This is a genomic window from Mucilaginibacter sp., from assembly GCF_035492695.1.
Classification (GTDB): Bacteria; Bacteroidota; Bacteroidia; order Sphingobacteriales; family Sphingobacteriaceae; genus Mucilaginibacter.
Window position 1 is genome coordinate 121,785 of record NZ_DATJJC010000017.1, and the last position, 16,119, is coordinate 137,903.

Consider the following 16,119-nt stretch of genomic DNA (forward strand, 5'->3'; position numbering starts at 1 on the left):
TATCTTCGCACAATATGCAGCAACAGATTATTACCGGTAGTGTTAAAACAGCATACGATGCCTTTTACCAGCAGCATGATGAAGCCTGGCGCATGCTGGGCGCCAAATATAAGGCGCAGCATATTATCGATGTATGTAAAGGCCAGACCTTCAACAAGGTGCTTGAGGTTGGCGCCGGGGATGGCAGCATATTAAAGCTATTGGCTGAACAGGATTTTGCGCGGGATTACTATGCGGTAGAAATATCAGAAAGCGGTGTTGAGCACATTAAAGCGCGAAATATACCCACACTGAGATCAGTTCAAATTTTTGACGGGTACCATTTGCCCTTTGAGGATGGCAGCTTCGAGTTGATCATCCTGTCGCATGTGCTGGAACATGTAGAGCATGAGCGTTTGTTGCTCCGCGAGTTAAAACGTGTAGCTAAATACTGTGTTATAGAGGTGCCGCGCGATTATAAGGCGGATGTCGATAAAAAAATAAAACATTTTCTGGCTTACGGGCATATTAATATCTACACGCCAACTTCACTGCGCTATTTGCTGAAGACAGAAGGGTTTGATATCGTATCGGACCTTACATCGATGATAGAGCCCGAAGTGACCAGGTTTAATACCTACGTGAATCAAAAGAAACCAAAAAGTTTGATGACCGATCTGAAGATCAGCATTGAGTACAGCATAAAAAAAGGATTGATCGCCCTCTCCGGCAAGAAAAAAAGCGAAGAGATGGCGAATGCGTACACGGCGCTTTGTAAGAAAGCGGATCATCAACCCGAAATATTTTGATTTTTTCCCACTTCTATGCAAAACCTGGCCCCGATTGCCCTTTTTGTTTATAACCGGCCCGAACATACGCGGCGCACACTAAGCTACCTGCAAAAGAATTTGCTGGCCGACGAGTCGCGGCTTTTTGTTTTTTCTGACGGGCCGAAAAGCGAAGCGGATAAAATTAAAGTGGAACAGGTGCGGCAGCTGGTAAAGGAAGCATCGGGCTTTAAATCTGTCAAAATAGAAGAACGGAAAGAGAACCTTGGCCTGGCTAATTCCATTATTGCAGGGGTTACCAAACTGGTGAATGAATATGATAAGGTGATCGTTTTTGAGGATGACCTGCTATCGTCGCCTTATACTTTACAATATTTTAACGAATCGCTTAACCGTTATGCTAACGAGGAAAAGGTAATGCACGTAGGCGCCTACATGTACAACCTGCCGAATAAGAAATTGCCGCAAACCTTTTTTTATCGTGCGGCAACCAGCTGGGGCTGGGCCACCTGGGCACGGGCGTGGAAGGATTTTGAGCCGGATGTAGACAAGCTGATAAACCGGTTTGATAAGCAAAAGATACACCAGTTTTCGATTGAAGGCAACATGAATTTCTGGAAGCAAATAGAACAGTTTAAAGCCGGAAAAAATAATTCCTGGGCCATACGCTGGTATGCTTCCATCTTTCTGAAAAGTGGGCTTACGCTAAATCCATCACGTTCGCTCGTTCACAACATCGGGCACGATGGCAGCGGCGTCCATTCCAATAACGAGAAAACCTACCAGGTACAGATAGCCCGTAAGCCGGTTACGGAATTCCCGGCGGAAATCAAGGAAAGTTTACCGGCTTACATGGCGATAAAGCAATTTCTAGGCAGGCGCAAAGGCAACTTCCTGCAACGCGGAATACGTTTCATGAAACAACTGCAGGCAAAATATTTCGTGAAGAAATAGAATAAAACCCGTTGTCATTTCGACGAGGAACGAGGGGGAAACTCATATGCCCTGCCCGTCGCTTGGACAAGTTTTCTCAACTGCCCCGATGTACCATTCAACACCGCAGTTTCGAAATCACAGGTAGCTTTTTTTATTTGGTGGCCTTAATAACAATATACGGCGAAAGCTTCTTACTTTCCAGTGGCACCAGTTTAGTGACCACCTTGCCCGTTAACCACAACAATTTCAGGAATGCTTTTGTAATCCCGGTTTGCTCATCGCGGTTTTCCAGCCAGATGGAGAACTTGCCATAATAATAGGCCTCTACATTTTTCAACCCTAACTCTTTGCAATAGCCTGCAAGCAATTGGGGGTTCATGCTGCTGATGTTGTGCTTATCGTAATTACTCATATCGTATTTACGCTGCACCCAGCCATTAACGCCGGTAAAATTAGGCAGTGTTATAAACAGCGTTCCGCCAGGTTTAAGAAAAGTCAGATGGCGGGCTATAATGTCTTTCGTGTCGTTAAAATGCTCTATCAAGCCGCAGGAAAGCACCAGGTCGTAGGTTTCTTTGGGTTCGTATTTGAACAAGTCGCCTTCAATAACAGCGATATCCTTTTCAGTAAGCTGGTTGGCGTCCAAAACTTCCTTTAAAACTTTCTGATGCACATAAAAGTCAAAAAGTGTGGTCTTCAGTCCAAGGTATTTCTTAAGAAAGATAGCATAATAGCCGGGGAAGCCGCCTAATTCTATAGCCGTTTGAGTCTTATTTTCAACTATTACCTGCTTCAGTAATTTGTGAAACGTATAGTTGGCAGGCACCTCAAAAGCCAGTCCCTTTTTTGATTCCCAGTAATTGGCCCAGAATGCCTTATCCGTAAGTTCGTTACCCATTTATGGATGCAAAGAAAAGAAAATATTAGGTAGGGAAGCAAAATTTTGCGCCCCTACCTATAAGCATATTTTATTTCAATTGTTTTGTGATCTCTTCTATCGCCCTGTCTAATTGCGGGTCCTTGTTTTCAAGACGGTCGGTGAAACCGGTTTTTACGTTGATGTCGGGCACCACGCCATTTTTTTCTATATCCTTGCCATCCAATGTAAAGCAGCCCCAGGCCGGTATACGGTAAAACGAACCGTCGACCAACCCTTTGCCGCTGGTAAAGATGATCCAGCGATAGGTTTCGGTGCCGATGATCTTGCCCAATTTGAGTTCCTTAAAACCTGCAGCGGTCATCTCTCCATCGCTCAGGGTTTGTTCATTTACCAGTAATACGATCGGTTTGGCTGATGGTGAAAAGTTGGGTTGCTGTGTTTTTTGCCCGCCGCGGTATTGCCATTGTAAATAAGGGCGTTGAGACAAGAACTGCAGAACGGCATCGTGCACATTGCCGCCGGTATTATAGCGCAGGTCGAGTATCAGCGCATCCTTTTTGTAGGCATAATCCACCATGTCTTCCAGGAAGGTTTCCAACGCACCGCCCCCCATATTTTTCATATACACATAGGCGATTCGATCTTTGCTTTTTTCTTCAACTTCCTTCTTGTTGCGCTCTATCCAGTCGTCGTAAAAGTCGCCGGAGAAATCGCCGCTCGATTCGGGGTGAACTTTTACATCGATGTCTTTGCCTCCGCGGGTAAAGGTTAACTCCAATTCCTTATCGAGCGAAGGTTTTGAGAAATAAAAGTTCCTGTCTTGTTTTTCATCAACCGTAACGCCATTAACCGCTTTCAGGCGGTCGCCTGGTTTGATGTTTATTTCAATTTTATCGGCATTGGTGTTTTTTAAAACTGAATCTACCTTGTAAGGATCATCGTTGTTAAATACTATGCCGGTTTCCATGCTATGATAACGGAGGGTCCTGGTTTCCTCTCCACCGTTCGAATAGAAGCCCTGGTGCGACGAATTGAGTTCACCTAACATGTCATTCAGCAACAAACGCAGATCGGCCCGGTTGTTAAGGTAAGGTAAATAGGCGGCATACTGGTCGTGCATTTTCTTCCAGTCTGTACCATGAAAATCGCCGTCATAATAGTTCTCTTCCAGGCCGGCCCAGGCCTCGTCAAACATTTCCTTAAACTCGCCGGCGAGGTTGCGGTCGAATTTATAACTCATTTCTATCCGTTCCGTCTTGTTATTGTCCAGGTTCAGCGTATAAATATTGCCCGATCCCAATACATAATACTTATCGCCGGCCACTTCAATATCATAACCGGGTACATCGCTGCCAACCTTCTCTGTCTTGTTTTCCTCGAAAGGTTGTATAGTGGTATGATAAAGCGCCCATTTGCCTTCGGCATGGTTCGACATATACAGCACATGCGTTTTATCGCCCTTCTGTATCACATAAGGCGACCGCTGACTGCCAAAATTCGGGCTGATGCGTTCAATCCTTTTCATCAGGTCCTCTGTGTTGATGACGATCTCGGCCGGCGGTTTCGGGGTTGGCGCCTCAGGTTTCTTGCTATCTTTCTTTTTATCCTTTGTTTTATTGTCGGTCGAATCTTTTTTTGTTTCCTTAAAAAGATCGTTGAATTTATTCAGCCTGAATTCGTCGTCAAATTTCTGCAGCGGCATACGGTAGATGTGTGCGTCCCTCGATCCGTAAGGGTATTCGGGTTGTGTGCGCGATGTCGCAAAGTAGACATACTTTCCATCCGGCGACCAGAACGGCTCCGACTCCGAAACACCACTGTTGGTCAAATTCATGGTTTTTCCCGTTTTTATATTGCAGATAAAAATGTCCTGCTCAAAATTGCGGTGCGCATTGTAAACCACGTATTCGCCATTTGGAGAAATATAAGGTGATGAATCTTCAAATCCCCAAACCTCGTCTTTTGCAATGGTTTTGCTGGTAAGGTCTTTCAGGTCTATCAACCGCACTTCCTCACGGCCGCTCAGGTATGCCCCCTGAGTATGAGCCTTGTTGGTGCTAAGATCCCTGTTGTTTTGCTTGTCGGAAGTTATCTGCTTTTCCTGTCCCGATCCATCGGCTGCGATGGTGTACCAGTTAAAATAGCCGCCCAGCGTTTGACTGAATATAAGCGACTTGTTATCGGCCAGCCATTTTACTTCCGTTACGCGTTCGCTGTTCCCGCGATCTATCTTTCGGATAAACTTACCCTCCACATCGCTTACAAAAAGCTCGCCGCGGGAAACGAAAGCCAGTTTTTTGCCGTCGGGCGAAACGTCCATTGCCTCAATTTTGCCCTTTACATCATACTCCTGCTCCTTGGGCAAAACGTCGTTGCGGAACATGTTAAAGTTTAGTTTTTGTGTTTGTTTCGAGGCGACATCATAAACATAAAGCTGGTAATCTTTCTCAAATACCACTTTTTCGCCATTGGCGCTTACATAAGGGCGCTTGATGGAAGTAGGAAATTGCGTTAAAGCCGTTTTCTTGCCATCGGCGAAAGTATAGAGGTTATATTCCTCGTTGCCTTCGTCGGATACGAAGTAGATGTTACCTTTCTGGTCGAGCGTCGCCCAAAAGTCCTTGCCCTGCCAGGTAGTATATTGTTTATAAGCTTTGGTTTTTGGATTGTAGGATTGTATATCCGGGTTGTAAGCGCCCTTGTAGCGTTTCCTGTTTGCAAACAGGTAGCTTTCCCAGGTATCGCTGAAAAACAGCTCGCCACTTGTTGGGTGTTCAAAAACGCCATGAATGGTATTGAAATAATTGCTGAACAAGCGCGTTGGCGTGCCCCCGTTAACCCCCACTTTATATTCGCTGAAGCTGTTGTAGCGATTGGAAGTGAAATAGACCGACTTTGAATCCCAGCTCCACGAATCTACCTGGTCGTTGGCATCATGAAAAGTCAATTGTTTGATGTCGCCACCGGCCAGCGGCATCAGGTACACATCGTTATTGCCGAATTGATTGGATGAGAAAGCCAGCCATTTGCCATCGGGCGAGACTCTTGGCGATGTCTCCTCGCCCTGCATGGCGGTAAGCCTTGAGGCTACCGGGTTGCCGATCTCTGCTTTCCACAGGTCGCCCTCATAGCTGAATATGACAGTTTTGCCGTCGGGCGTAAGCGTTGGATACGAGGTAAAGTAAGTTTCCTGGCTTTGGGCCGTAACGAGGTTGCCGAAGAGAATAATTGTGAAAAAGGACAGGTATAGTTTTTTCATATTACTTGAAAATTATTTGAATTGAATAAATGTATTTTTGGACATCTTGAAAGTAGTGCATTTAAATACCTACGATGGTAACGGTGGAGCGGGCAGGGCCTGTGTCAGGCTTAACCGCGCATTGACAGATCAAGGTATTGAATCTAAAGTAATTGTGCATTACAAATTCGGAAAAAATCCGGATATTGGTGATTTTAACACAAATTTATTGCAGAAAGGCTACATCGCTGCCACAATTATTTTAGAAAGAATATTAGCTAAACGGTACCTCAAAGCATTAAAGACACCTTTCTCTTTCGCCTGGTTCGGGCGTTCTGTTATACATCACCCTGATGTTGAGGCAGCCGATATCATACACCTGCACTGGGTAAATCACGGTTTCCTGGATCCAAAACACATTGCCGAAATAGCAAAGCTGAAAAAGCCCGTGGTGTGGACCTTCCACGATAGCAACGCCTTTACCGGCGGCTGCCACGTACGCTATACCTGCGATCATTTCAAAAACGAATGTGGTAATTGTCCTTTGCTGAAAAACGCCGATCCTGATGACCAGTCGCATAAAATATGGAAGCAGAAGCGGGCAGCATATGATGTGCTGAATTTTAATATTGTTGCGCCAAGCGCCTGGATGCAAAAATCGGTGAAAGAAAGCAGCCTGATGAAGGGGAAGACGGTTGAGCAAATACCCAATACACTGGAAACGGATATATTTAAACCGATGGATAAATCATTGGCGAAAGAGAAAGCCGGTTTTCCGAAAGACAAATACATCCTCCTAAGCGGATTTATGCCATCGCGGAAGGATATGCATAAGGGCACAAGCTATTTGCTGGAAAGCCTTGAATTGTTAAAGGAAAGGTTAGGGGCAAAAGCCCGGAATATTGAACTGGTAGTTTTTGGTAACCGGAATACCGAAGACGTACCGGAGTTTCCGTTCAGGGCCAGTTTTTTAGGCACTATCGGCGATGATGAAAGGCTGTCCGTTTGCTATGCCGCAGCGGATGCTTTCCTGATACCGTCGCTGGAGGATAACCTGCCCTATACTGTAATGGAAAGCCTTAGCTGCGGGACGCCTGTTATAGCTTTTACCACCGGCGGCATTCCCGACATGGTGAAGCATGAATATAATGGCTATCTTGCTGAATACCGCTCGTCTGAAAGTTTTGCAAACGGAATGGAATGGATGATCCATCACACGGACAGGGAACGGTTGAATAGAAATGCCCGGCAAACGGTGATGGAAAAGTTTTCAGAAGAGGTGATAGCAACTAGGCATATCGAACTTTATAAACATATATTAAAAATCTAATTTCTCTGCGAAACTATGTGTAGTTCTTTGCGTCCCCTGTGGTTAAACCTAACTAATTCACCACGGAGGTCACTGAGTTTTTTCACGGAGAAACACAGAGTAATCAATCATGGCAAATGTTCAACCCTAAATTAAGCGTCATCACCATTGTTTATAACAGCGCCGGGGATATTGAGCGGACAATGCTTTCGGTGTTGGAACAAACTTATGGGAGCATTGAATATATCGTTGTCGACGGGCTTTCTACAGATGGTACGATGGAAATTGTCAAAAAATACAAGGACAAACTGGCTAAACTGATCAGCGAAAAGGACGAGGGAATATACGACGCGATGAATAAGGGGTTAGCTGCCGCTACCGGAGACTATGTGTTGTTTATGAATTCGGGTGATGAATTTTACTCGAACGATACTGTAACAAAAGTCTTCACGACGGCTGAACATGCCGACATTTACTACGGTGAGACTGAAATGATAGATGCCAAAGGTAACAGCCTCGGGCAGCGCCGCCATAAAGCGCCGGAAAGTTTTACCTGGCGGAGCTTTAAATATGGCATGAGTGTGAGCCACCAGGCCATTTATGTGCGGCGGTCACTGGCTGAACCATTTGACCGCACATATCATTTAAGCGCGGATATAGACTGGATATTGAATGCGGCTAAAAAGGCTAAAAAGATCGTCAATGTGCACCAATATGTTGCCAGGTACCTCGTTGGTGGTACGTCAAAAAAAAGACACAGGCAAAGTTTAAAGGAACGCTTTGAGATCATGAAGAAGTATTATGGCATGGTGCCGACATTGTTTAACCACGCTGTCATCGCCTTTAACCTCGGGTGGTATTGGCTATTGCATCGGCGGACAAATGACTAAATAAAAATAGCGATGAGTTTCAACCCCATCGCTATTTCATATAAAACAGGCGTATTGCTAAGCTGCCTTGACCGCTCCCTCAGGTTTCTTCCTTAGCGATATAAAAACAACCCCGCCCAGCGCCAGTATCAATATTATGGAGCCTGCCAACGAGATCTTTTCACCTGCATAATAAGATGCCGGGTGGAAAATAAATTCTACCTTATGATTCCCAACCGGGATAACAGCGGCGCGCAGTAAATAATCGGCGCGGAAGTAAGGTTGTTCCTTGCCATCTACATACATCGTCCATCCCTTATCGTAATAGATCTCAGAAAAAATGGCGATCGAATTAACCGAGGTGCCGCTTTGATAAACCATGTGGTCGGGTGAGTAGCTGGTAAGTTTTATGCTGCCGTTCGGGTCCATACCGATCGATTTTCCGTCGATCTGCCCTTTAAAGCGCTGGTCGACGATCACTTTATCTTTTGGCGAGAAGGCACTGATGGCTTTCATCTCCTCGTCGGCATCCTTCACGTATTCCACATCCTTCACAAACCACGCATGTCCGCAAGCAGTATTATTGGTTTTTACGGTTTGGTTACCTGTTTGCGGGTCCTGGGTAATGATATACTTGGTATTCAGCATATCCAGTACATCCTGGTTAATGCTTTTTGAGAATTGGTTATCGATAACTTCCTGGATACGTTTTAGTCTTGCCGCCGAATAGCCCCAAACCGACTTATGGAAGAACGGTGTTGTCATGTCTTGCTTTGGAGACTGCCCGAGATCCACAACTCGGTAATCCGGGTCGGTGTCACGGTTGATCAGCTGGTCGATCTCACGTGGCCTTTGCTGCAGGTTTTCCTGGCGTTCCGTAAAATATTCATCTTTAAGATAGCGCTTATCGATCTGCCATAAGTCGACCAGGATAAGTGCGAACATGACGATTCCCAACACCAGCGGCTTGATCTTGCCTTTGATAAAGGCGATCAATACGCCAAACGTCAGCACAAGGAAAATAAATGAACGGATAGCATCCATTCGCTCAAGGTAAATACGGTCCCTCACCAGGGCGTTAACAATGCTATTTGCCGAACCGCTGTCATTTTTCAATACCTGGGTAAGGTTTTTCACCAGGGTAGCCTGGCTGGCGGGACGGAAACTCAGCAGCAGGTCGGGCAATATGGCCATTAAAAGCGTGATGCCACCCAAAATGTAAAAGGTGATCTTTAATTTTTTTAGAGCCTCGGCTTTATCCGTTGTGCCATCTGTTATTTCCTTTATGGCCAGTATTGCAAGTATAGGCACACACAAACCGGTGACAGACAAGATGGATTCTATTGCCCGAAACTTATTATACAGTGGGAAATATTTAAAGAAGATATCGGATACGTACGGGAACGAGTCGCCGAATGATAATAAGACCGTCAGGATAACGGACGCCAATAGCCACCATTTGATACGGCTCCGTACGATAAACAAACCGAAAATGAACAGGAAGCAGATAACAGCGCCCATATAATGCGGCCCGCTGGTTAATGGCTTATCGCCCCAATATGTCGAAAACTGGATGCCGATGCTGGCTAATTGCTGCAGGGCATTGCCAACCTGTTCCTGCGGCACGCCGGCCGATACGAATGCTTTGTTAAAGTCGGAATTTTGAAAATCAAGCGCATTTAAGCCTGAGTCGCCGCCATAGGCATTGGGTATCAGAAAGGTAAAGGTTTCGCCCGGTGTCTGGCTGTATTCGTAAGCGTAATTCTTATCCAGGCCATTGCTGGGTTCTGCTGCAGTTTGTTTAAGATTAGACTGGCCACGGATGGTTTCCTTGCCGTATTCATAAGTGCTCCACAACGATGATGCATTGACCATAAGGGCAAGCAAAGCGCCGGCGCCAAGATAACCCAGTGATTTGAGGAAAGCGTTTGTTGTTTTATTTTTGATGGCGTGGTACAGTTCTATGCCAATGAGTATAAAAATTACCAGTAACAGGTAATAGGTCATTTGTACGTGGTTAGCCCTTATCTCAAGCGCTAGGAACAAGGCCGTCAATGAGCCTCCGAGCCAATACCTGCCCCGCAATGTAAGGATGATACTGGCGATTATCGGTGCAAAGAACGAGATGGCAAAAGCCTGGTTTGAGTGCCCCGCCGCTAATAATATGATATTGTAGGACGAGAACGTAAACGCAACAGCGCCTGCCGCTGCCAGCCAGGGGTTGAGCTTTAACACGCAGAACAGGAAATACGACCCGAACAGCAAAATAAATATGTTGTAAAGCGGATCGGGGAAGACGTTGGTTACCGCTTTCACTACCCACGTGGTAACGTTATCAGGGTAAGGCGCCCATATCTGGAAGGTTGGCATGCCGCCAAATATTTGGTTGGTCCACAGTATGGTAGTGTCTTTTTCCCTATAATGATTGATCTCTGTTTGAGTGGATTGCGCGCCGATCACATCGGTTTGGCCCAAAGTCTTTCCCTGGAAGGCCGGGGTGAAGTAGAAGAAACAGATCGCTATTAAAATTCCGATGATGGCCAGGTGAGTGGCGTTACGCTTGAACCAGTTGCTCATTTAAGTTTTTTGAATGGAGAAAAAATAAAATTCCCCCCAAAAATAGAAATTTGACTTAGAATAGGAATTAAATTTTGATTGCAGGAAAGTAACAGTGTAATAATGACTTAGAATGCCAGGAATAACAGGCCCATGCCTGCCAGGCCGATGATGTAAGCGATAATGGACATTTTGTCCAATTCTTCGCGATTTTTATAAAGGGCGAAGACGTTGTAAACGGCCACGCCGCCCATAACCACCCAAAAAAACCAGTATAATTTATGCTGGGAGTTGACAAAAATAGCCAGGCCAAACGCAGCGACAACATAGTTGGTTACGAGTATATTGAAGACGGCAGGATTGCCGAAGTGACGGCGTCTGAATACCGGTTTTTGATCCACGTTATTTTATTTCCTCATAATCGATAAAGTCACCCTCCGAATCGGGAATGGAACTTTTATTTTCAGGTATATAGTCAACCTTCACTTTTCCTTCAGGTTGTTTCTGACTGCGGTATTGCTGCTGACCCTGTTGTTGTGCCTTATTAACCATGCCCTGGAAAAGCATAGGCAATAAAAGGCGCACCAGGGCGCGTATGATATACATGATGAGAATAGCAAAGAATAAAAAGCGAAGTAATAACATCGATCCTGAATTTAATCCTACAAATATTACAAATATAAGTTTATAACGTTAAAAATGTTTGTGTATGATAGGATGCAAAATTATGACATCGTACTGAAACACAAAATTATGACGTACGACGAAAGTTTTTGTTACTAATATTGATGTGCAAATGTGCAGATATGCGGATGTGCAAGTGATTTATGATTTTGTAATGATATTACGGTGCGATTGGCATCTGCACATCTGAAATCCGCACATCCAATCTACATCAGAATTTTTCTTCCATCAGCTTTTCCAGCGCGAACATTTCGTCACGAAGTTTGGCTGCGAGCAGGAAATCCATGTCTTTTGCTGCGGTAATCATTTCCTTGCGGGTATTTTCAATAGCTTTTTTCAGGTCGGGTTTACTCATATACTGGACGATAGGGTCGGCGGCAAGCGAAACAGAATCAGCTTCGACATAAGCCTTTTGTACGCCACCCACAAAATCCATCACCGAGGTTTGTTCGATAATGGCCTCGCGCGATTTGCCTACAGTTTTTGGTGTGATGCCGTGCTCGGTATTGTATAAGACCTGCTTTTCCCGGCGACGATTGGTTTCATCCATCGTTATCTGCATCGAGTCGGTGATCTTATCGGCGTACATAATTACCCGGCCGCGGTCGTTACGGGCAGCACGGCCAATAGTTTGTATCAGCGAGCGTTCCGAACGAAGAAAGCCTTCTTTGTCGGCATCAAGGATAGCTACCAGCGATACTTCGGGCAGGTCTAAGCCCTCGCGCAGCAGGTTAATTCCGATCAGCACATCAAACTCGCCCAGGCGCAAGCCCCTCAAAATCTCGACTCTTTCCAGGGTCTTTACTTCGCTATGGATATAGCGGCATTTGATGCCCAGCCTGTCCATGTATTTTGCCAGTTCTTCGGCCATGCGTTTGGTTAGCGTAGTTACCAGCACGCGGTCGCCTTGTTTTACGGTTTGATCCACTTCTTCCAGCAGGTCATCCACCTGGTTGATTACCGGGCGCACATCTATCACCGGGTCCAGCAATCCGGTCGGGCGTATCACCTGTTCAACCACGATACCTTCCGATTTTTCCAGCTCGAAATCGCCCGGCGTTGCACTCACATAAATGGTTTGCGGGGCAAGTTTTTCGAACTCCTGGAAGTTGAGCGGGCGGTTATCCAAAGCAGCCGGCAGGCGGAAGCCATATTCTACCAGCGATATTTTTCGGGAACGGTCGCCACCGTACATGGCCCTTATCTGGGGTACGGTTACGTGGCTTTCGTCTATCACCATCAGGTAATCATCCGGGAAATAATCCAGCAGGCAGAAGGGGCGGGCGCCGGGTTTGCGGCCGTCGAAAAACCTTGAGTAGTTTTCGATACCAGAGCAATAACCCAGTTCACGGATCATTTCCAGGTCGTAATTAACTCTTTCCTCCAGCCGTTTGGCTTCCAGGAAACGCTGGTCATCAATAAACTGTTTTTTGCGTACTTCCAGTTCTTCCTGTATGGCCCAGATGGATTGGGTGAAACGCTCGCGCGGGGCAACGTACAAGTTGGCCGGGAACAGTACCATGTGGGTCATTTTCTCAATGGTCTTTCCCGTGCCGGGATCAAAACTGCTCAGTTCCTCAATATCATCCCCGAAAAACGAAATGCGGTAGGCGTAATCCAGGTAGGCCGGGTAAATATCCACCACATCGCCCTTAACGCGGAAAGTACCCCGCTTGAAATCGGCGGTGGTGCGGGCGTACAATATCTCGACAAGCCGATGCAGGAACGCGTTACGACTGATGCGGGTGCCTACAGCAAATTTGAACACCGAGTCCTTAAAATCCTCCGGGTTACCCATACCATAGATGCAGGAAATAGACGAAACCACGATCACGTCCCGCCTACCCGACATCAAAGCCGAAGTCGTTCGCAGGCGCAGCTTTTCTATCTCGTCGTTTATCTGCAGGTCCTTTTCGATATAAGTATTGGTGGTTGGTATAAAAGCCTCGGGCTGGTAATAATCGTAGTAGGAAACGAAGTAGTTCACCGCGTTTTCGGGGAAGAACTGCTTGAATTCGCCGTAAAGCTGGGCCGCCAGTGTTTTATTATGGCTTAGTATCAGTGTGGGGCGCTGGGTTTGCGCAATAACATTGGCAATGGTAAAAGTTTTTCCCGAGCCTGTAACGCCAAGCAGGGTTTGATACGTATCGTTATTATGGACACCCTGCACCAGTTGCTTTATCGCTTCAGGCTGGTCGCCGGTGGGTTGGTATTCTGAAGTTAATTTGAAATCCATAGGAATACAAAAATACAATATTAAATAATGGTATGTGTTTGGGAATGTTTGCTCCCGGTAATAAAAACCGCGCATAAATTCACCATACAAATAGACGATCTATTTTTGACAACCTTATGTCAGTAGAGTTGAAATACCCAGCGTGTCAAAATATTACCGATACAAAAAACTTAATAATAACCGAATTCGTTAGTCCTATATAACTGTCAGCTAAGCGTTTAATTTTATTCCGGATCCTATGATTGTTTTAGAAAAAATGCGTTCAAAATCTGTAGATTTAAGCATGTTTTTTGTGCTCAGTAAAACCAACACGATAGGCAATCAATTCCTCGCCGAACTGCGCGATGCCGAAACACAACAGGACAGGCTCCGTTTCCGCAGGAACCAGGAAAGGATAGGCGAAATACTGGCTTATGAGATCAGCAAAAAATTAAAATATATTACCCGTGAGGTGCAGACGCCGCTGGGCACGGCTATTGTTGAGGTGCCGGCAACGCAGCCGGTAATAGGCACCATCCTGAGGGCCGGTCTGCCGTTTCACCAGGGGTTACTGAATGTTTTTGACAAAGCGTCTTCGGCGTTTATTACGGCCTACCGCAAGGTGCGGAAGAACGGCGACTTTATTATCAATATCGACCATATCGCCACGCCGAATCTTGACGGAAAAATATTTATTCTTTGCGATACCATGCTGGCCACGGGGCAAAGTATGGTGCAGGTTTGCAAGGAGCTGATGGCGATGTATTCCATCAAAGAGCTGCACATAGCCGCCGTTATTGCCAGCACCGTAGGCATTGAGCATGTAAAAGCTAATTTGCCCAAGGCACATATATGGGTGGGGGCAATAGACGAGGAAATGACTTCCAAGGCTTATATTGTGCCTGGCCTGGGGGATGCCGGTGATTTGGCGTATGGCGAAAAAGTCTGATTGGATTTCGAATTTCGAATTTCGAATGTTCAATTTCGAATTTGGAAAATTGACATCTTCATTGACAAGCTCCGCAATTAAATTTAACCACAAAGTGCACGGAGATTCACACAGAGGACACAGAGAAAATATTATTTGAATTTTTGGGTAATTTTGACCGATGAATAATAATTCCGGCATCGGATATCTGACATCCGACATCAAAAAATACCAACATATTTTCTTCGACCTCGACCATACCATTTGGGATTTCGATAAAAATGCAGAAGAAACCCTGCACGAGCTTTACGGTATTTATAAATTAAAAGAACTGGGTTTACACTCGGCCGATCTTTTCATCGAAACTTATACCCGTAATAATCACCGGTTGTGGGCCGAATATCATTTGAGCAAAATAACGAAAGCGGAGCTGCGCGAGGCGCGGTTCAAACAAACGTTCCTTGACCTGGGAACCCATCCCGATCTGATACCTGTTGGTTTTGAAGATGACTATGTGAAACTGTGCCCCACAAAAACGAACTTATTCCCCGGCGCGCACGAGACCCTTCAATACCTGCAATCTAAATACAAACTCCATTTAATTTCAAATGGCTTCAGTGAGTCGCAGGATATTAAAATCAACGGCACGAATTTAGGAGGCTATTTTCAGAACGTCATCATTTCAGAAATAGCCGGTGCCAATAAGCCCGATAAGGCTATCTTTCAGTACGCAATTGATCTTGCCAAAGCTTCCGTGACTGAGAGCCTGATGATAGGCGATAGTTTGGAGGCTGATGTGTACGGGGCCCTGAACTTCGGTATGGATGCTATCTATTTTAATCCGAATGGTTTAGATAAACCTGATGATGTGCCGGTGCAGATCAGTAGTTTAAAAGAATTAATTCAACTTTTATAGGTTCGGCGTAAATACCACGCCCGTCCCGAACCGGAAATTGGCCTGGAATTTATTCCATGTATTTACATTTTGTTCAACATACAACTGCTCCGTTGGATATGGAGTTCCGGAGAATGGTCCGCGCAGATCACCCTGTTTCTGTATATTGTTTTTGCCGGGGAACGCCGGCAAAAAATCGACCTGGATAATACGCAGATCAAAATTCCTGTTCAACTTAAGATCAAGCCCCGCACCTGCATCGATTGTAAAGGCCATGCTGTTTACCTTTAACTTTTGAGCATTGTAGATTATAGCGTGTGTAGTATTGCTGAGATCGGATGAGGCATTTTCAAAACCGGCACCAACCATCAAATGGCCGAAAGGGTTAAGTTTATGCGCCGATTTAAAATCTTTGTATTCTACACCTACCAGCACAGACAAGTAGGTTTGTTTGGTATGATCTGACAAGTCGGGAATAAGCAGGATAAAGGTTGGTTGGCTGACACTGCCCCTGCCGAAAGAACCGCCCGGAGCCACTGTTGCAGATGAACCGGTGTACCAGCCAAAATTTGCTTTTGCAGCAAAATGGTCAGAAAGCCGGTATGCCCCTGAAATATCGAAGCCGTTTAGCTGATTGTGCTTTTTACTGCCAACAGTATCGCTGAAATTATTATCAAAAATAGTCGAGCTCCGTTTGTAGGTATCGCCGGTAAAATTGCTGATGATGGCGTGCGAATAACCAACTGATAATTGCAATTTATTATCCTGGCCGAAAACGAATACAGAGATGCAGTTTAACAGAATGGTTAGGTATAATAACTTTTTCATGATCAATTTCTTTA

The 16,119-nt window shown here is 45.4% G+C and carries 13 protein-coding genes; 6 read left to right on the forward strand and 7 right to left on the reverse strand.

Going from position 1 to position 16,119, the window contains the following annotated elements; translation table 11 throughout:
- The first annotated feature begins 14 nt into the window (after positions 1 to 14).
- Together VL525_RS11520 and VL525_RS11525 are read left to right on the forward strand one after the other, a co-directional pair.
- Positions 15 to 788: a class I SAM-dependent methyltransferase gene (locus VL525_RS11520; RefSeq protein ID WP_325386616.1), complete on the forward strand. Its 774-nt coding sequence runs from the start codon at positions 15 to 17 to the stop codon at positions 786 to 788.
- Positions 789 to 803: 15 nt separating this feature from the next.
- The gene (locus tag VL525_RS11525) at positions 804 to 1,721 is read left to right on the forward strand and encodes a sugar transferase (protein ID WP_325386618.1); all 918 of its coding nucleotides are present in this window, start codon (positions 804 to 806) and stop codon (positions 1,719 to 1,721) included.
- 133 nt (positions 1,722 to 1,854) lie between these two features.
- Here VL525_RS11525 and VL525_RS11530 read toward each other — a convergent pair whose 3' ends face one another.
- Positions 1,855 to 2,601, reverse strand: a complete 747-nt coding sequence (locus VL525_RS11530) for a class I SAM-dependent methyltransferase (protein ID WP_325386620.1) — start codon at positions 2,599 to 2,601, stop codon at positions 1,855 to 1,857.
- A gap of 70 nt (positions 2,602 to 2,671) precedes the next feature.
- Positions 2,672 to 5,842, reverse strand: coding sequence for a S41 family peptidase (locus VL525_RS11535; RefSeq protein WP_325386622.1), 3,171 nt, complete (start codon positions 5,840 to 5,842; stop codon positions 2,672 to 2,674).
- A gap of 37 nt (positions 5,843 to 5,879) precedes the next feature.
- Here VL525_RS11535 and VL525_RS11540 point away from each other — a divergent pair, with 37 nt between their 5' ends.
- Both VL525_RS11540 and VL525_RS11545 read left to right on the forward strand, forming a co-directional pair.
- Entirely contained in the window at positions 5,880 to 7,151 is a 1,272-nt protein-coding gene (locus tag VL525_RS11540; RefSeq protein ID WP_325386624.1) for a glycosyltransferase, read from the forward strand.
- 116 nt (positions 7,152 to 7,267) lie between these two features.
- Positions 7,268 to 8,020, forward strand: coding sequence for a glycosyltransferase family 2 protein (locus VL525_RS11545; RefSeq protein ID WP_325386626.1), 753 nt, complete (start codon positions 7,268 to 7,270; stop codon positions 8,018 to 8,020).
- Positions 8,021 to 8,077: 57 nt separating this feature from the next.
- Here VL525_RS11545 and VL525_RS11550 read toward each other — a convergent pair whose 3' ends face one another.
- From VL525_RS11550 to uvrB, 4 genes are all read right to left on the reverse strand, one after another.
- Positions 8,078 to 10,576, reverse strand: a complete 2,499-nt coding sequence (locus VL525_RS11550) for a YfhO family protein (RefSeq protein WP_325386628.1) — start codon at positions 10,574 to 10,576, stop codon at positions 8,078 to 8,080.
- Positions 10,577 to 10,683: 107 nt separating this feature from the next.
- Positions 10,684 to 10,956, reverse strand: coding sequence for a hypothetical protein (locus tag VL525_RS11555; protein WP_325386630.1), 273 nt, complete (start codon positions 10,954 to 10,956; stop codon positions 10,684 to 10,686).
- A gap of 1 nt (position 10,957) precedes the next feature.
- Positions 10,958 to 11,200, reverse strand: a complete 243-nt coding sequence (locus VL525_RS11560) for a DUF4834 domain-containing protein (protein WP_325386632.1) — start codon at positions 11,198 to 11,200, stop codon at positions 10,958 to 10,960.
- 250 nt (positions 11,201 to 11,450) lie between these two features.
- The gene (uvrB, locus tag VL525_RS11565) at positions 11,451 to 13,475 is read right to left on the reverse strand and encodes an excinuclease ABC subunit UvrB (RefSeq protein ID WP_325386634.1); all 2,025 of its coding nucleotides are present in this window, start codon (positions 13,473 to 13,475) and stop codon (positions 11,451 to 11,453) included.
- 283 nt (positions 13,476 to 13,758) lie between these two features.
- On the opposite strand from uvrB, the gene upp reads away from it, so the two are divergent.
- Positions 13,759 to 14,403 (forward strand): uracil phosphoribosyltransferase, encoded by a 645-nt coding sequence (gene upp, locus VL525_RS11570; protein WP_325387158.1) that lies wholly within the window; start codon positions 13,759 to 13,761, stop codon positions 14,401 to 14,403.
- Positions 14,404 to 14,563: 160 nt separating this feature from the next.
- The gene (locus tag VL525_RS11575) at positions 14,564 to 15,298 is read left to right on the forward strand and encodes a YjjG family noncanonical pyrimidine nucleotidase (protein WP_325386636.1); all 735 of its coding nucleotides are present in this window, start codon (positions 14,564 to 14,566) and stop codon (positions 15,296 to 15,298) included.
- On the opposite strand, the gene VL525_RS11580 is transcribed toward VL525_RS11575, so the two are convergent.
- Entirely contained in the window at positions 15,293 to 16,105 is an 813-nt protein-coding gene (locus VL525_RS11580; RefSeq protein ID WP_325386638.1) for a hypothetical protein, read from the reverse strand. The two genes, VL525_RS11575 and VL525_RS11580, sit on opposite strands and share 6 nt — an antisense overlap.
- Between the last annotated feature and the right edge of the window lie 14 nt (positions 16,106 to 16,119).